The organism is Sphingomonas sp. LY54 (genome assembly GCF_035594035.1).
GTDB lineage: Bacteria > Pseudomonadota > Alphaproteobacteria > Sphingomonadales > Sphingomonadaceae > Allosphingosinicella.
The window spans coordinates 1,056,156-1,073,111 of the sequence record NZ_CP141588.1; the positions used below are offsets into that span (position 1 = coordinate 1,056,156).

Annotated in this window: 17 protein-coding genes; 8 read left to right on the top strand and 9 right to left on the bottom strand. The window is 66.3% G+C overall.

All coding sequences use genetic code 11. The features are described 5' to 3' along the window. The first annotated feature begins 2 nt into the window (after positions 1 to 2). Positions 3 to 1,355 (top strand): putative O-glycosylation ligase, exosortase A system-associated, encoded by a 1,353-nt coding sequence (locus tag SH591_RS05410; RefSeq protein WP_324750850.1) that lies wholly within the window; start codon positions 3 to 5, stop codon positions 1,353 to 1,355. Here the strand turns inward: SH591_RS05410 and SH591_RS05415 are convergent, their stop codons facing one another. After that, a complete protein-coding gene (locus tag SH591_RS05415; protein ID WP_324751334.1) occupies positions 1,356 to 1,904 on the bottom strand; it encodes a type 1 glutamine amidotransferase domain-containing protein in 549 nt (182 codons plus the stop codon). Between the two features lie 119 nt (positions 1,905 to 2,023). On the opposite strand from SH591_RS05415, the gene SH591_RS05420 reads away from it, so the two are divergent. Continuing rightward, positions 2,024 to 3,124 (top strand): DNA topoisomerase IB, encoded by a 1,101-nt coding sequence (locus tag SH591_RS05420; protein ID WP_324750851.1) that lies wholly within the window; start codon positions 2,024 to 2,026, stop codon positions 3,122 to 3,124. Then, entirely contained in the window at positions 3,124 to 4,296 is a 1,173-nt protein-coding gene (locus SH591_RS05425; RefSeq protein WP_324750852.1) for a mechanosensitive ion channel family protein, read from the top strand. The genes SH591_RS05420 and SH591_RS05425 overlap by 1 nt, the downstream gene beginning before the upstream one ends. A gap of 3 nt (positions 4,297 to 4,299) precedes the next feature. Here the strand turns inward: SH591_RS05425 and SH591_RS05430 are convergent, their stop codons facing one another. Together SH591_RS05430 and SH591_RS05435 are read right to left on the bottom strand one after the other, a co-directional pair. Further along, entirely contained in the window at positions 4,300 to 4,836 is a 537-nt protein-coding gene (locus tag SH591_RS05430) for a hypothetical protein (protein WP_324750853.1), read from the bottom strand. Positions 4,837 to 5,007: 171 nt separating this feature from the next. Then, positions 5,008 to 7,956, bottom strand: coding sequence for an L-glutamate gamma-semialdehyde dehydrogenase (locus SH591_RS05435; RefSeq protein WP_416385230.1), 2,949 nt, complete (start codon positions 7,954 to 7,956; stop codon positions 5,008 to 5,010). Between the two features lie 142 nt (positions 7,957 to 8,098). On the opposite strand from SH591_RS05435, the gene SH591_RS05440 reads away from it, so the two are divergent. The 4 genes from SH591_RS05440 to SH591_RS05455 are packed head-to-tail and all read left to right on the top strand — an operon-like array spanning position 8,099 to position 10,479. Beyond that, positions 8,099 to 8,554, top strand: a complete 456-nt coding sequence (locus SH591_RS05440) for a MaoC family dehydratase (RefSeq protein WP_324750855.1) — start codon at positions 8,099 to 8,101, stop codon at positions 8,552 to 8,554. A 14-nt stretch (positions 8,555 to 8,568) separates the two neighbouring features. Continuing rightward, positions 8,569 to 9,747, top strand: coding sequence for an acetyl-CoA C-acyltransferase (locus tag SH591_RS05445; protein WP_324750856.1), 1,179 nt, complete (start codon positions 8,569 to 8,571; stop codon positions 9,745 to 9,747). 11 nt (positions 9,748 to 9,758) lie between these two features. Further along, a complete protein-coding gene (locus SH591_RS05450; protein WP_322831916.1) occupies positions 9,759 to 10,163 on the top strand; it encodes a YkvA family protein in 405 nt (134 codons plus the stop codon). A gap of 52 nt (positions 10,164 to 10,215) precedes the next feature. Then, the gene (locus tag SH591_RS05455) at positions 10,216 to 10,479 is read left to right on the top strand and encodes a hypothetical protein (RefSeq protein ID WP_324750857.1); all 264 of its coding nucleotides are present in this window, start codon (positions 10,216 to 10,218) and stop codon (positions 10,477 to 10,479) included. A gap of 23 nt (positions 10,480 to 10,502) precedes the next feature. Here SH591_RS05455 and SH591_RS05460 read toward each other — a convergent pair whose 3' ends face one another. Beyond that, complete coding sequence (locus SH591_RS05460) at positions 10,503 to 11,723, bottom strand: polyhydroxyalkanoate depolymerase (protein WP_324750858.1); 1,221 nt, start codon at positions 11,721 to 11,723, stop codon at positions 10,503 to 10,505. 145 nt (positions 11,724 to 11,868) lie between these two features. On the opposite strand from SH591_RS05460, the gene SH591_RS05465 reads away from it, so the two are divergent. Beyond that, the gene (locus tag SH591_RS05465; RefSeq protein ID WP_324750859.1) at positions 11,869 to 13,647 is read left to right on the top strand and encodes an ABC transporter transmembrane domain-containing protein; all 1,779 of its coding nucleotides are present in this window, start codon (positions 11,869 to 11,871) and stop codon (positions 13,645 to 13,647) included. Positions 13,648 to 13,667: 20 nt separating this feature from the next. On the opposite strand, the gene SH591_RS05470 is transcribed toward SH591_RS05465, so the two are convergent. From SH591_RS05470 to SH591_RS05490, 5 genes are all read right to left on the bottom strand, one after another. Beyond that, positions 13,668 to 13,964, bottom strand: coding sequence for a putative quinol monooxygenase (locus SH591_RS05470; RefSeq protein WP_324750860.1), 297 nt, complete (start codon positions 13,962 to 13,964; stop codon positions 13,668 to 13,670). Between the two features lie 196 nt (positions 13,965 to 14,160). After that, entirely contained in the window at positions 14,161 to 14,589 is a 429-nt protein-coding gene (locus SH591_RS05475; protein WP_322831921.1) for an ExbD/TolR family protein, read from the bottom strand. Positions 14,590 to 14,613: 24 nt separating this feature from the next. Beyond that, a complete protein-coding gene (locus SH591_RS05480) occupies positions 14,614 to 15,105 on the bottom strand; it encodes an ExbD/TolR family protein (RefSeq protein ID WP_324750861.1) in 492 nt (163 codons plus the stop codon). A gap of 91 nt (positions 15,106 to 15,196) precedes the next feature. Then, positions 15,197 to 15,982 (bottom strand): MotA/TolQ/ExbB proton channel family protein, encoded by a 786-nt coding sequence (locus SH591_RS05485; RefSeq protein ID WP_324750862.1) that lies wholly within the window; start codon positions 15,980 to 15,982, stop codon positions 15,197 to 15,199. A gap of 56 nt (positions 15,983 to 16,038) precedes the next feature. Further along, complete coding sequence (locus SH591_RS05490; RefSeq protein ID WP_324750863.1) at positions 16,039 to 16,701, bottom strand: energy transducer TonB; 663 nt, start codon at positions 16,699 to 16,701, stop codon at positions 16,039 to 16,041. Positions 16,702 to 16,956: the final 255 nt, after the last annotated feature.

The following is a 16,956-nucleotide window of genomic DNA, read 5'->3' on the forward strand; positions in this document are numbered from 1 at the left end:
CGGTGCGTGACCTCGCTTTCATCGCCTTCATCGCGGCCTTGCTCGCATTCGGGTTGAAGCGCCCGTTCCTGTGGGTGCTGGCCTACGCCTATGTCGACATCGTCTCGCCCCAGCGGCTGAGCTATTATCTGCTGAACAGCATCCCGATCTCGATGCTGGCGGCGGCGGTAGCGGTGGGCGGCTGGCTGCTGCTCGACAAGAAGAACGGCTTTCGGGTCGCCGGCCGGCAGTGGCTGATCCTGATCCTGCTCGCTTATTGCGGCGCGACGACGCTCTATGCCGATTACCCGGTCGAGGCGCTGGAGAAATGGGACTGGGTCTGGAAATCGCTCTTCTGGGCCATCTTCCTCCCCTTCACGCTCGGCACGAAGCTTCGCATCGAGGCCTATCTGCTGTTCATGACCCTCTCGGCGGGCGCGATCGTCATCGTCGGCGGCCTGAAGACGGTGATGGCCGGCGGCGGCTACGGCGCGCTCAACCTGATGGTCGAGAACAATAGCGGCCTCTACGAAGGCAGCATCATCTCGGCCGTTTCGATCGCCCTCATCCCGGTGATCCACTGGCTGTCGCGCCATGGCACGATCTTCCCGCCCGACTGGCGCGTGCGCCTGTTCGCTTACGCCCTGATCTTCTCCTGCCTGCTGATGCCGGTCGGCACCGAGGCGCGCACCGGCCTCGTCTGCATCGCCGTCCTCGGCGCGCTCAGCCTGCGCGACGCGAAGAACCGCTTCGTCTACGCCGCCTTCGTCGGGCTCGCGATGATGGCCGCAATCCCGTTCCTGCCGCAGAGCTTCACCAGCCGCATGGGCACGATCGCCACCTACCAGGCCGACAGTTCGGCGACGACCCGCCTCGCCGTCTGGGCCTGGACCTGGAACTACGCCCAGGACCATCCGATGGGCGGCGGCTTCGACGCCTATCTCGGCAACAATCTGCGCGTCGAGACAGTCGCCAGCCAGACCGCCGGGTCGGTGCAGGTCGTCCAGGCCAAGGCGCACCAGGATTCGGCCCGCGCCTATCACAGCTCCTATTTCGAGATGCTCGGCGAGCAGGGCTTTCCGGGCCTCGCCCTCTACCTCCTGATCCACGGCATCGGCCTCGTCCGTATGGAGGTTCTGCGCCGGCGTTATCGCGCGGCGGAAGGCCAGGATGCGTGGATTGCGCCGCTCGCGACCGCCCTCCAGCACGCGCAGATCATCTACCTCGTCGGTGCCCTGTTCGTCGGCATCGCCTACCAGCCGTTCATCTTCATGCTGGTCGCCGTCCAGATCGGCTTCGACGGCTGGGTCGGCACCCGCACGAAAGCCATGGCGCGGCGGCCCTGGATAGGAACCGCCGCGCCCGTCGCAAACTGATCAGGCGGTTTCCATCCGCGTGTCCGCGCTCTCGACGAGCTCGATGAATGCGTCGGTGAAGGCGGGAATATCCTCGGGCTTGCGGCTGGTGACGAGATTGCCGTCCACCACCACCTCCTTGTCGACCACCTCGGCGCCGGCGTTGCGGAGGTCGGTGCGGATCGAGGGCCAGCTGGTCACGGTACGGCCACGCACCACGTCCGCCTCGACCAGCAGCCAAGGGCCGTGGCAGATCGCCGCGACCGGCTTGCCGGCGTCGACGAACTTCTTGATCGTGTAGACGACCGATTCCTCCATCCGCAATTTGTCCGGATTCTTGGTCCCGCCGGGCAGGACCAGGGCGTCGAAGTCCTTGCTGTCGACATCGTATATGGTCGCGTCCGGCATGATCGTCTTGCCGTTGTCGCCCTTGATCTCGCTGAGTTGCAGCGAGGCGAGCGTCACGGTCGCGCCGCGGTCGATCAAAGTCTGCCGCGGCACCAGCAGCTCCGAATCCTCGAAGCCGTCCGTGGCGATCATCAGGATCCTGGCCTCGGCAATGTCCGGCATCTTCATATCTCCTCGGGAAAGTGTGATCCTCCAACGAAGCCCGACCGCGGCGCGTTCCGGAACGAAGCGGTGTCGCGACCGGTTATCGCGCCGTCACGAAAAGGAAATCCCCGATTCCGATGCTCTGCTATGTCGAAGATTCCTCTCCCGGCATCACCCGCAAACGCCACGGCCGCTACTGGCAATATTTCGATGCGCAGGGGAAACGCATCACCGACCGCGACGAGATCGACCGGCTGAACGGGATCGGCATGCCGCCCGCCTATGAGCGATGCTGGTTCTGCCCGAAGCCGAACGGCCACATCCAGGCGGTCGGCTACGATGCGAAGGGCCGCAAGCAATATCGCTACCATCCCCGCTTCCGCGAACAGCAGGAGACCCTCAAATATGAGCGGCTGGCCGCGTTCGGGCGCGCCCTGCCGAAGCTGCGGCGGCGCGTTGAGCAGGACATGGCCCGCCGCAAGATCGGCTGCGACACCGTGCTGGCCGCAGTCGTGCGCCTGATCGACGCCACCTACATGCGCGTCGGCAACGAGGAATATGCCAAGGAGAACAAAAGCTTCGGCGCCACGACGTTGCGCAACCGCCACGCCCGCGTGAACAGCCGAAGCCTGCAGATCACCTATACCGGCAAGCACGGGATCAAACGCTGCGTCACCGTCAACGACCGCAGCCTCGCCCGCATCGCCAAGCGCACCCAGGACCTGCCTGGCCAGAATCTGTTCGAATTTCTCGACGAGGACGGATCGGTCCGGCCGGTCACGTCGAGCGACGTCAACGGCTACGTGAAGGAGGCGACCGGCGACGATTTCACCGCCAAGGATTTCCGGACCTGGGGCGCCAGCGTCATCGCATTCGAGGAGATGGTCAGGCGCGCCGCCGACAGCGACAAGATAAGGCTGAAGAGCGTGATCGCGCCGGTTGCCGAGGCGCTCGGCAACACGCCCGCGATCAGCCGCAAATCCTATGTCCACCCTGCGCTGATCGAGGCCGCCAAGGACGCCGGGGCGATCGGCGCGGCGAAGCTCCCGCGCGCCACCAAATATCTGAGCGCCGCCGAGCGCGGCCTGGTCGCGTTCCTGGACGCCCTCCCCGGCGAGACGGCAAGGGTGGACGCGAAGGCCGCGGCTGAGGCAAAGGCTAAAGGCAAATCGAAGAAGCAGGCGGAAGCGGACATGGCAGCGAAGGCACAGGCGAAGCTGAAGGCAGAAGCAGCCTGATGAGTAACGCGAATAACGGGAGCGTGATCGACGCCGCCGAGAACCTGTCCGAGAAGAGCGTCGAGATCGCCACCCAGACTTCGGGCTGGATCAGCACCAACGGCCTCGACATCCTGATCGCGGCCGGCCTCGGCGCCGTCATCGCGCTCGTGCTCCTCGGCGTGCGCGCGCTGGCATGCCGCCTGATGGCCAGCGGTGCGGCCGGCGACACCCATTGGCGCATCATCTTCGCGCGCGTCCTCTCCCGGACGAATCTCTTCTTCATCATCATGTGCTCGGCGGAGCTCGTTGCCGAGCATGCGGCGACGCCGCTCGCGCTGTTGCGCGTGATCAACGTCCTGTTCGTCATCGCCGCAGCGCTCCAGGCCGCGATCTGGGCGCGCGAACTGATCCTCGGCTTCATCCAGCACCGCGTCGGCGTCGCCGAGGAGCATAGCACGCTGGGATCGGCGATCGGCATCATCCGCCTGCTCGTCAGCGTGGCCGTATTCGCGATCGCGATCATCCTGATCCTCGACAATCTCGGCGTGAACGTGACCGGCCTTGTCGCCGGCCTCGGCATCGGCGGCATCGCCATCGGTCTCGCCGCGCAGGGCATTTTCTCGGACCTGTTCGCGGCCCTCTCGATCATCTTCGACAAGCCGTTCCGCAAGGGCGACGGCATCAAGGTCGGCCAGATCAACGGGTCGGTCGAGCAGATCGGGCTCAAGACCACGCGCATCCGCTCGCTCTCCGGCGAGGAGGTCGTCGTCTCCAACGCCAAATTGCTCGAGCAGCAGCTCCACAATTATACCAACCTCGAACACCGCCGCATGGTGCAGATGTTCGGGGTTACCTATCAGACGCCGCCCGAGGTGCTGGACGGGATTCCGGAGCTGGTGCGCGGCATTGTCGAGGGGCATGACCATGCCACCATGGTCCGCTGCGGCCTGATCGGCTTCGGCGCCTCAAGTCTCGACTTCGAGCTGCAGTTCGACATCCACTCGCTCGATTACGAATATGTCTTCATGACCCGCCACGCGATCTTCATCGAGATGCTGAAGGCGTTCGCGACGCAGGGCATCGAATTCGCCTACCCCACGCAGGTCAGCTTCACGGCCGCGCCGGACGGCGAGTTGATCATGCCCTACCCGCACGTAAAGATGCTCGCGACCGAGGATTGCGACAATTAGGCCTCAGGCTGCCATCTGACGCTGGCGGGCCTCCGCTGCGGGCGTGGTAGAGGCAGGTTCTTGAGTCTCCGCCGGCGAAGCCTCGGCGACCATGGCCAGCATGTCCTGGACGGTGATCGCGTCGCGATATTCGCGCTGCATCTCGTCGGTCAGCACCTCGATCATCAGGCAATTGTCGATCCAAAATTCGATCACGCCGAAGGCGCCGCCGCGCCGGCAATATTTGGTGGTCCAACCCTCGTGCGCGCCGATCGCATAGATGCGCTCGATGGCAAGTTCGGTGCCGATGGCGAGGTGGACCGCGCCGTGGCGGCGATGCGTGCCCGCGATCGCGAACCCGTCCATATGGCCTTCGCCCTGGTGGAGCTCGGTGCCGCGCGGATAGACTTCGATCAGCGTGCCGTGGGCGTCGCCGGCGAGCGCGACCCACGAACCCTTGCCCACATGCGGGAAGGGCGCGGCCACGCCGCCCATGATCTCCGCCAGCACGCCGGCCGTGTGGCGGGGATCGTCGGCTTCGATCGAGACATGATAGATCACGCTGGTTCGCCTCTTGCTCAACTGGTTGGAGGCGGTTTCCCCGAATGGCGGCGCGCGCGACACGGCAGGTCGACAAAGCCTCGGGGCTTTTCGACGAATGTGGTTAACCAGGCGAAACGAACGACGAAGCCGCCGCAACGCGCGACGAACGTCCCTTCTGAGAGGGGAAGATCAGAAGCCGACGTCGTCCAGCGACAGCAAGGTCGCGTTGCCGCCCGACGAAGTCGTGTCGGTGCTCGTCACCCGCTCCATGCAGAAGCGCGGCAGATAATGCGGGCCGCCGGCCTTGGGGCCGGTGCCGGACAGGCCTTCGCCACCAAACGGCTGCGAGCCGACGATCGCGCCGATCATCGAGCGGTTGACGTAGAGGTTGCCGACCCGGGCGAGCTCCTGCACCTCCTCGGCCGAGCGCGCGATGCGGCTGTGCAGGCCCATGGTGAGGCCGAAGCCGCTGCGATTAACCCGCGCCACGGTTTCGGCGAGCTGCCCCGCCTTCCAAGTGGTGACGTGAAGCAAAGGACCGAACCATTCGCGGTCGACGTCCTCGATCCGGTCCACCCCGATCGCGGTCGGCGGCACGAACAGGCCCTGCTCGGGCACCGGGATCGTCTTGAGCCAGCTATTCTGCATCGCCGCGCGCCGCTCCATCAGCCGGTCGTAAGCGGCTTGGTCGATCACCGGCCCGACATCGGTGCGCGGGTCGGCCGGATCGCCGACGACCAGGGTGTCCATCGCGCCGCCGAGCATCTCGAGCGTGCGGTCGGCAATCTCCTCCTGCAGCAGCAGCACGCGCAGGGCCGAGCAGCGCTGGCCGGCCGATCGGAAGGCCGAGGTGACCACGTCGGCCACTACCTGCTCGGGAAGCGCAGTCGAATCGACGATCATCGCGTTGATGCCGCCGGTCTCGGCGATCAGCGGCACGATCGGCCGCTCGTCGTCGACCAGCAGCGTGCGGGCGATGCGCTTGGCGGTCGCGGTCGAGCCGGTGAAGGCGACGCCGGCGATGCGCACATCCTCCATCAGCGCCTGGCCCATTTCGGGGCCGCCGACGGCGAGCACCAGCGCATCCTCGGGAATGCCGGCAGCATGGGCGAGGCCGACCGCATAAGCGGCGATTTCGGGCGTCTGTGGCGCCGGCTTGGCTACGACGGTGTTGCCGGCGACCAGGGCGGCGGTGACCTGGCCGAGGAAGATGGCGAGCGGGAAGTTCCACGGCGCGATGCAGACCCAGGCGCCGCGGCCTTCGAGCCGCATGACGTTGCGTTCGCCGGTCGGCCCAGGCAGCTCGACCGGCTGCAAGCCGGTGCGCGCCTGCTGGGCGTAATAGCGACAGAAATCGACGGCCTCGCGGACCTCACCCAGCGCATCCGGAATCGTCTTCTTCGCCTCCTGGACGGCCAGCGCCATCAAGGTATCGCGATGCTCTTCGAGCAGATCGGCCAGCCGCTCGAGGCGCGAGGCGCGATGCTCGACGCTCGCCGAAGACCAGGCGGTAAAGCCGCCGAGCGCACGGTCGACCGCCTCACGCGCGGTGACGCTGGCGGGGGTCGGCGCGAAGCCCAGTGGCTTGGCCACGACGGCCGCGACGCGGCTGAGCTCGCTGCGCTGATTGAGGTCGAGGCCCTCGCTGTTGCGGCGCTCAACGCCGAACAGGTCCTTAGGAAGCGGGATGCCCGGATGCCGCGTGCCGCCGACGGCCGCGATCTTCTTGACCGGATCGGCGAGGATGTCGGCGTCGGTCATGGTCTCGTCGGCCAGCTGGTGCACGAAGGACGAGTTGGCGCCGTTCTCGAGCAGGCGGCGGACGAGATAGGCGAGCAGGTCGCGGTGGCCGCCGACCGGCGCGTAGATGCGGGTGTGGTAGCCCTCCTCGCGCACGAGCTTCTCGTAGAGCCCCTCGCCCATGCCGTGCAGCCGCTGGAACTCGAAGTCGCGGCTATCGCCGGCCCATTCGAGGATCGTGGCAACGGTCAGCGCATTGTGGGTGGCGAAGGCCGGATAGATATGTTTGGCGGCGAGCATGTCGCGCGCGCCGGCCAGATAGGCCACGTCGGTGGCGGCCTTGCGCGTGAAGAGCGGATAGTCCGACAGCCCCTGCTCCTGGGCGTGCTTGATCTCGCTGTCCCAGTAGGCGCCCTTGACGAGGCGCGCGGCGATGCGGCGGCCGGTCTTCTCGCCCACGGCATTGGCCCAGGCGATGGTCGGCCGCGCGCGCTTGCCATAGGCCTGGATCGCCATGCCGAGCCCGTCCCAGCCCTTGAGGGCGGGAAGGCTGGCGACCGCCTCGATGATATCGAGGCTCATCTCGAGCCGCTCGGTCTCCTCGGCGTCGATCGTGAACGCGATGTCTGCGTCCTTGGCCAACGTGGCCAGGGCCTCGACCTGCTCGATCAGCGACGACACCGACCGTTCGTATTGGCCGACCTCGTAGCGCGGGTGTAGCGCCGACAGCTTGACCGAGATCGAGTGGCCTTCCTTGCTGGCCTTGCCCACAGCGCGGATCGCATTCTCGTAGGATTTGAAATAGCGCTCCGCGTCGGGGAAGGTGCGCGCCGCCTCGCCGAGCATGTCGAAGCTGGCGGTGAAGCCCTTATTCTCTCGTCTGCGCATGCGCGCGATCGCTTCCTCGATCGTACGGCCCATGACGAAGATCTCGCCCATCATGCGCATCGCCGCGCCAACCGCCTGACGGACGAACGGCTCGCCGGCCCGCGCGATCAGCTTCTTGAGCGCGCCTGCCTGCTCGCTCTCGCTGACCAGGGCGCGGCCGATGACGAGGCCCCAGGTCGCCGAATTGACCAAAGCCGAGTTGGACTTGCCCTTGTGTGCCTTCCAGTCGGCATTGCCGAGCTTGTCGGCGATGAGCAAATCGGCGGTCTCGGGATCGGGCACGCGCAGGAAGGCCTCGGCCAGCGACAGCAAGGCGATCCCTTCGGACGTGTTGAGGCGATATTCCTGGAGGAACTGGTTCACCCAGCCGCTCGCCTGGGCGCTGCGCAATTCGGCGAGCATGTCGAGCGCGCGGTTTTCGACCCGGCGGCGCGATTCGGGGCTGAGCGTGGCAGCGGGCAGAAGGTCGGCCAGCACCTCGGGCTCGGGTGCACGAAACAAACGCGAAATTTCCGCACGCGCCGATGCCGTAGCGTTCGCTTCGCCAGCCACCATCTTTGACACTCCCAAGGGGTTGAGTCTCGCCTCGGCGAGGTTCTAGACCGGCCCACTAGCGGACGAAGGCGCCCGCGACAATCACGGGGGATGCCACATGCCGGTCGCCAGTCTCGACGAGATCAGGAGCAAGGTCGGGACCGAGCTTGGCGCCTCGCCCTGGATCGCGATCAGCCAAACCGACATCGACACGTTCGCGGACGTCACCGGCGACCACCAGTTCATCCACGTCGATCCGGACGCCGCCGCGAAAACCCCGTTCGGCGGCACGGTCGCCCACGGATTCCTCACCCTGTCTCTGCTGAGCCAGATGGCTGCGAGCGTGATGCTCGTCCCCGAGACCACGAAAATGGCGGTGAATTATGGCTTCGAGAAAGTCCGCTTCATCGCGCCCGTCCGTTCGGGCAAGCGCGTGCGCGGCCATTTCACGCTGGCGTCGGCCGAGGAGAAGAAGCCCGGCCAGTGGCAGTTCGTGCACCAGGTCATCGTCGAAATACAGGACGAAGACCGTCCCGCATTGCAGGCCGACTGGATCGGCATGATATTCGTTTAAAGGAGAGAATGCCCATGACCCGCGACGCCGTCATCGTATCCACCGCCCGCACGCCGATCGGGCGCGCCTATCGCGGCGCCTTCAACGCCACGCCCTCGCCCACCCTGGCGAGCCACGCCATCCGCGCGGCCGTCGAACGCGCCGGACTCGATCCGGCCGAGATCGAGGATGTGATCATGGGCGCCGCCCTCCAGCAGGGCGTACAGACGACGATCGGCCGCACCGCGGCGCTGCGCTCGGGCCTCCCGGTCTCGGTGGCCGGCATGTCGATCGACCGTCAGTGCGCCTCGGGGCTGATGGCGATTGCGACCGCGGCCAAGCAGGTGATCGTCGATCGCATGGATGTGTGCGTCGCCGGCGGCGTCGAATCGATCTCGCTGGTCCAGACCCCCGAAATGCGGCTCGGGCCCGATCCGGACCTGCTGTCGATGCACAATGGCGTCTACATGCCGATGATCAACACGGCTGAGGTCGTGGGCAAGCGCTACAGCGTTAGCCGCCAGCAGCAGGACGAATATGCGCTGCGCTCGCAGCAGCGCACCGCCGCCGCCCAGGCCGCCGGCAAGTTCGACGACGAGATCGTCGCCGTCACCACCAAGATGATGGTGAAGGACAAGGCGACCGGCGAGACCTCCATGCAGGAAGTCACGCTCGCCAAGGACGAGGGCAATCGTCCGGAGACCACGCTCGAAGGCTTGGCATCGCTCCAACCTGTGATGGGTCCCGAAGCCATGATCACGGCCGGCAATGCCAGCCAGCTGTCGGACGGCGCCTCGGCCTGCGTGGTGATGGACGCGGGCCTCGCGGCGCAGCGCGGCCTCACGCCGCTCGGCCGCTATGTCGGCATGGCCGTCGCCGGCACCGAGCCCGACGAGATGGGAATCGGCCCCGTGTTCGCCGTGCCCAAATTGCTCAGCCGCTTCGGCCTCACCGTCGACGATATCGGGCTGTGGGAGCTGAACGAGGCCTTCGCCGTCCAGGTCCTCTATTGCCAGGACCGGCTCGGCATTCCCGACGACAAGTTGAACGTCAACGGCGGCGCGATCTCGATCGGCCATCCCTACGGCATGTCGGGCGCGCGGCTTACCGGCCACGCTCTGATCGAGGGCAAGCGCCGGGGCGCGAAATATGTCGTCGTGACGATGTGCGTCGGCGGCGGCATGGGCGCTGCCGGCCTGTTCGAAGTGCTTTGAGGAACGACGGGATGGCCGAACCACCGGCGCGGCCGTCCCGCCGCAGCGGCCCGGCATCGCTCGCGCATCGCATCCGGGTAGACGCGCACGCTGCCTGGCTGGCGGCGCGCGATCCGCGCACCCCCTGGTATGCCCGGGCGCTCGGCCTGCTGGTCGCGGCCTATGCGCTGTCGCCGATCGACCTGATTCCGGACTTCATCCCGGTTCTGGGCCTGCTCGACGAAGCGGTGCTGATACCGCTCGGCATCTGGCTGTTCCTGAAGCTGCTGCCCGACGGCCTGTTCGAGGAGCATCGCGCGGAAGCCGCGGCGGCCGCCGAGCGCCCCGGCTCGGCATTGGGCGCGCTCCTCATCGTGCTGGTCTGGTTGCTGACCGCGCTGATCGTCGCGTGGCTGCTCGGCCTCGATTTCGACTGAAGCAACCGCCGGCCCCTTCTCCCGTTATCCTTGACGAACGGAGGAGACGCAAATGCCGGTATCGAACCTGACGCTCGTCGAGCGCATCGCCCGCGTGCTGGCGGGGCGCCAGATCAGCATCAATGCCGAGGGCGACGATCCGTCGGCCGGGCCGAACGTCGACGAGACCTGGCACGAATATGTGGACGACGCTTTGTCGGTCCTGCGCACCTTGCGCGAGCCCGACCCAGTCATGGCGGCCGCCGGCGACGTCGCCGTCTGGGAACGGATGGTCGAGGCCGCGCTCCGCGTGGAACGGTCCGCCGGCACTCTGTGACGGGCTACCGGGCCGTCGAACGCTCAGCCATTATGCTGGGCGATCCAGTCCTCGACCACCGGGGCGATCCGCTCGCGCCACTTGCTGCCGTTGAAGATGCCGTAATGGCCGACGCCCGCGGCGAGATGATAGCGCTTCAGCTCCTCGGGCAGCGACGTCGAGATATTGAGCGCCGCCTTGGTCTGGCCGATGCCCGAAATGTCGTCGCGTTCGCCCTCGATCGCGAGGATGGCGATGTCGGTGATCGCCGCCGGGTCCACCCGCCGGCCGCGATGCATCAGCTCGCCCTTCGGCAGCAGGTGGCGCTGGAACACCGCGTCGACGGTCTGGAGGTAGAATTCCTCGGTCATGTCGCAGACCGAGCGATATTCCTCGTAGAAATCCTTGGTCGCGTCGGCGCTCTCGCCGTCGCCGTCGACGAGATGCTTGAACATCTCCCAATGGCTGGTGAGGTGGCTGCCGAGGTTCATCGTCATGAAGCCGGCGAGCTGTAGGAACCCCGGATAAACGTGCCGGCCCGCGCCGGGATAGGAATAAGGCACGGTCGCGATGACATTCTTCTCGAACCAGGCATGCGGGCGCTGCGTGGCCAGCGTGTTGACCGCGGTCGGCGCCTCGCGCGTGTCGATAGGTCCGCCCATCATGGTCAGCGTCTTGGGCCGCGCCGGATGCTTGTTCTCCGACATGACCGCCGCAGCGGCATAGCAAGGCACCGACGGCTGGCAGACCGCGAGCATATGCGCGCCCGGGCCGATATGTTCGAGGAAGGCGACCAAATAGTCGATATAATCGTCGAGATCGAAGCGCCCGTCGCTCAAGGGCACGAGCTTCGCGTCGCGCCAGTCGGTGATGTAGACGTCGTGCTTCGGCAGCATCCGCTCGACGGTGCCGCGCAGCAGAGTCGCATAGTGGCCGGACATCGGCGCCACGATCAGCAGGCGCGGGGAATCCTCGATCCCTTCGCGACGGAAGCGCTTCAGCTGCCCGAACGGCTTTCTTAGCACCACCTCTTCATGGACCGCGACCTCCTCGCCGTTGACGAGGGTCGTCTCGAGCCCGAATTCCGGCTTGCCCCGCGGCGCGGAGGCGTGGGCGAACACATCGAGCGCAGAGGCGACGATCGGACCCATGCCGCTGTAGGAAAACGGATTTGCGGGGTTTTGCATCCAACCGGCGCCGATATTGGCGAGGGTGCTTGCGCCGGCGAGCAGCGAGCGCTGCATTTCATACGCGTCGTATAACATTATACCTCCACCCCACCGGCACTGCATAGCGTGCGCCGCGAGGATTAATCTACCGTAATAAACCGACCGGTCGGTCAAAGGCTCCGCCGCCGTTCACGGCGGTCATGGCATTGAGGCGTCGGCGACACGCTGCTAGGCCCCGGCCATGGCCACACACACTCCGGAAGCCGAACCAACCGAACGCAAGCTCGGCAACCTCGCCATGATCTGGCGGCACGCCATCCGCTATCCCGGCCACATCGCCGCCGCGGCGCTGGCCTTGCTCGTCGCAGCCGGCGCGACGCTGGCGATTCCGGACGGCTTCCGTCGCGTCATCGACAAGGGCTTCGCCGCGGGCGGCGTCGACGTTTCGACCCATTTCTACTCTCTGTTCGGGATCGTCATCATCCTCGCCTTCGCGACGGCGGTGCGCTTCTACTTCGTCTCCTGGCTGGGCGAACGCGTGGTCGCCGACGTGCGGATCGCCGTGCAGCGCAACCTGCTCCGGCTCGAGCCACGCTTCTTCGAGGAAAACCGTCCGTCCGAGATCGCGTCGCGCCTCACCGCTGACACCGCCGTCATCGAGATGGTGGTCGGCACCACCGTTTCGGTCGCGCTGCGCAACACCGTAATGGGGTTGGGCGGGATCGCCTACCTGTTCACGCTCGCGCCCAAGCTTACCGGCGCGTTACTGCTCGGCATTCCGCTCGTGATCCTGCCGATCGTCTTCATCGGCCGGAAGCTGCGCGACGTCTCGCGCTACAGCCAGGACCGCATCGCCGACGTCGGCGCGATCGTGGCCGAGACGCTCGGGGCGATGAAGATCGTCCAAGCCTTCGGCCAGGAGCGGCGCGAGGCCGAGCGCTTCGGCGACGCGGTCGAGACTGCTTTTTCGACCGCGCGCCGCCGCATTGGCCTGCGCGCCGTGATGACCGCGATCGTGATCGCTTTGATGTTCGGATCAATCACTCTGGTCATGTGGCAGGCCGCGATCGACGTAGCCGCGGGACGCCTGACCGGGGGGACCGTCGCCGCCTTCGTCTTCACCGGCGCGCTCGTCGCCGGCGCCTTCGGCGCCCTGACCGAGGTTTACGGCGAATTGCTCCGCGGCGCCGGCGCGGCGGGGCGTCTCGCCGAGCTCATGGCCGCCGTGCCCGAGATCAAGCCTCCGGCCGCTCCGGCGGCCCTCCCGCAGCCAGCATTGGGCGCGCTCAGCTTCGATCGCGTCACGTTCCACTATCCCACCCGCCCGGAGGTCAGTGCACTCAACGATTTCAGCCTGGACGTGCGGCCGGGCGAGACGGTGGCCGTGGTCGGCGCATCGGGCGCGGGCAAGACCACGCTGTTCCAGCTCGCGCAGCGTTTCTACGACCCCGAGCACGGCCAGATCCGCCTCGACGGCGTCGACCTGCGCACCGCAGACCCGGCCGACATTCGCGGCCGCATCGCAGTCGTGCCGCAGGAAACCGTGATCTTCGCCGCCTCGGCACGCGACAATCTGCGCTACGGCCAGTGGGACGCCCACGACGACGCTCTGTGGGCCGCCGCCGAGGCCGCCAACGCCGCCGAGTTCCTCCGCAAGCTTCCGGGCGGGCTCGACACCTTCATGGGCGAGGGCGGCGCCCGCCTCTCGGGCGGCCAGCGCCAGCGCATGGCGATCGCGCGCGCCATCCTGCGCGACGCCCCCCTGCTGCTGCTCGACGAGGCGACCTCGGCGTTGGACGCGGAATCCGAGCGCCTGGTCCAGGCGTCCTTGGAGAAGCTCGTCGAAGGGCGCACGACGATGGTCATTGCCCACCGCCTCGCCACCGTGCGGGCGGCCGACCGCATCGTCGTCATGGACCAGGGCCGCATCGTGGAGGAAGGCACGCACGACAGCCTGACGGCGCAGGGCGGGCTCTACGCCCGTCTGGCCCGGCTCCAGTTCGAAGGGCTCGCCGCTTAGGAACCCTCCGCGGGGCTCCGCTAGGACTTCGCGCCCGTGCCGGCGACGGGGATCGTCTCGATGTGCGTGCGGAAGTCGGCGATCAGCGGCCGACCCTTTGCGATCGCCGCCTTCACCGCCGGCAGGCCGAGCGAGGCCGCGTGGCTGGCCTTGTCCGTCCACACCTCGGTGATCCAGATCGCGTCGGCGTCCTTGGCGTCGAGCGCCACGACGTAGCGGATGCAGCCCGGCATGTCGGCCGTTCCTTCGGCAAGGATCGCGACCAGCTGGTCCCGCTTGCCAGGCACGGCCATAATCTGGCCGATCAATCCGTACATTCCGTCCCCCGTTGCAGCTGCAATGGCCCCGTCCGGCCAGGCCGTCCAGGTGCCGGCCGCAGCCATGCCGAGGAGCGTCTCGCGTCGTGAAAGGTCCATCGCTCGGGCTTAGCAGCCGCGCGCGATGTCGGACAGCCTCGCAACGAAAAAGGGCGGCCCCGCAGGACCGCCCTTTAAACCATCGGCGCCGGAGCGCTTAGAAGGTTGCGTAAGCCTCGTTGCCGACGAAGCCCATCGCCGTGACGTTGGCGCGCTTCGTAATCGCGAGCACCTCGTCGACGACTTCATAGCGAGCCTCCGGATGCGGCTGCAGGTGCAGCTCCGGGGTCGGCGTCATCGTCGTCGTGATGTCGAGATACTGACGCAGCGTCACCGCATCGACCGGCGCACCGTTCCAGAACACCGTGCCGGCCGGATCGATCGTGATCTTGTTCTTGACCGGATCGATCGGCGGCGGGTTGGTCTGGTCCTGGCTGTCGACCGGGAGGTCGAGCTTCACGGCGTGGGTCTGGATCGGGATGGTGATGATGAACATGATGAGAAGAACCAGCATGACGTCGATAAGCGGCGTCGTGTTGATGTCCATCATCGGTTCGCCTTCGGCGCCACCAGTTGACATAGCCATCGAATGTTACTCCTGGGTCTGCGCTTAGATGCGGCCACCGCCGGAGCCCGGCGGCGGTTCGGAGATGAAGCCGACGCGGGCGAAGCCGGCGCGCTGCATCGTGAAGACCGCACCACCGATGCACTTGTACGGCGTGTTGACGTCGCCGCGGATGTGCGCCTCCGGCATGTTTTCCTCGGTCAGGTTCTCGACGCCGCCGACCCGCACAATCTCGGCTTCAAGCTTCTTGACCGCGCGGTCGAGCAGCTGTTCCGAATCGACCTTGCTCAGGCCCCAATAGACCTCGCAGCCACCAGCGCCGTCACCGCGCACGGAGAGCGAAACGTTCTCCGGCTTGGTCTGCGTCGGTTCGAAGGCGACCTTCGGAAGCGCGACCGGAACCGTCTGGACCACGACCGGAACGGTGATGAGGAAGATGATCAGGAGCACCAGCATGACGTCGACGAGCGGCGTCGTGTTGATGTCCGACATCGGTGTCTCTTCGCCAGTTTCCTCTGGGCCGACACTCATGGCCATAGTTGAAAAATCCTATCCTAATCCGTCTCATGGCGCCGACAGAGCCGGCGAAGCCCTGGCGGGACGGCCGGGGCCGCCCCGCCTTCGTTGCTTAGAGCTTCTTCGGGCTGGCCGTGGTGGTCCCGGTGGCGCTGCCGGTGGCAGTGGTCGCCGGCTTGGCCGGGGCCGCACCTGCACGAGCCGCCGTGACCGGCTTCACCGCGCCACCCGACATCATGTAGCCATGAATGTCGTTGGTGAAGCGGGCGAGCTCCTCGAGAACCGCCTTGTTGCGGCGCATCAGCCAGTTGTAGGCAAGCACGGCCGGAACGGCGACGGCGAGGCCGAGCGCGGTCATGATCAGAGCTTCACCGACCGGGCCGGCGACGGCGTCGATCGAGGCCTGACCGGCGGCGCCGATCTTGATGAGCGCGCGGTAGATGCCGATGACGGTACCGAATAGACCGATGAACGGTGCGGTCGAACCGACGGTGGCGAGCAGCGCGAGGCCGTTCGACAGCTTCGAGGCGATGGCGCCCTGGCTGCGAGCGAGCGAACCAAGCATCCAGTCATGCTGATCGATGGGGTCGGTCAGCTTGTTGTGCTGCTCCTGGGCGATGACGGCATCGTCGACAATCTGGCGATAGGCGCTGTTCTTCTCGAGCTTGGTGGCACCCTCGCGCAGGTTTGCGGCCTGCCAGAAGCTGGTGCGAGCGCGCTTGCCCTGGTTGAGGATCTTCTGCTGCTCGAAGAGCTTGACGAAGAGGATGTACCAGGAAGCGGCCGACATGACGACCAGGATCAGGAAGGTCGCCCAGGCAATGGTACCGCCCTGTTCGAGCGCGGCCATCAGGCCATAGGGATTCTCGCCGCCAGGGGCTGCTGCGGGGTTGGCCATCTTAAAACGTTCCTCTCATAGCAAATTTGCAAATTATAGCGTGTGCGAAGCTCAGCTCAGTCCGTCGGGATGCGCCACACGATACGGCTCGAGACCGAGTCGGTGGTCGGGTTCCCATCACTGTCACGGGCCGGCGTGAACTTTGCGCGGCGCATAAGCAGTTTGCAGGTGGCCTGATCCAGCGCGGACGAGCCGCTCGAGGACGTAACCGAGCAATTGGTAGGACGCCCATCCGGACCCACGTCGAGACGGAAACCGGTGGTGCCCTGCTCCTCGTTGCGGAGCGCGGACGCCGGATAGTCGTCGTTCGAGAAGAGCGACGCCAAATTGGCGCGTGCCTTCGCGGGCTGGACCTTCTTCGGCGGCGGCGGCGGAGCCGGCGGAGCTGGCGGAGCCGGTGGCGCGGTCGGCGTGATCACCGGCGGCGGCGCTTCCCGGACGACCTGCACCTGCGGCGGAGCCACGTTGGTGCGAACGATCGGCGGCGGCGACACGACGGGTGGCGGCTCCATCGGAACGTCAGGCGGCGGGGGCGGCGGCTCTTCAGGGGGCGGCGGTTCCTCAGTGACGTCGAACGTCTTGAGGTCCTTGGCCACCGCCTTCACCACATTATAGGCCAGGCCCGTGATGAAAGCGTAGCCGAGAAGAGCGTGCAGCAATGCCACGACGACGATCGCCGTGATGCGGCCTGAGCTCATCTTTTGATCAGCATAGGACATTAATCAGCCACACTCCCTCTCTCAATTTCCTGCGGTCTCCGGCAGCAGCACAAACGCAGCCGGGCCATTACGGGTCCATCCATGTCTTAACATATCATGGGCTGGGCCGTGTCTCTATCGCGACATGTTTCGGGGCGCAATCCTCCTGTGGGTCCCCGTATACGATATCGAAAAATCGCCGTAATCGCCCGTTAAGGCGGCAAAACTTATGGAAAACGAGGGTTTAGCGTCGATGCGCGGGTCGGGAGTAACAAT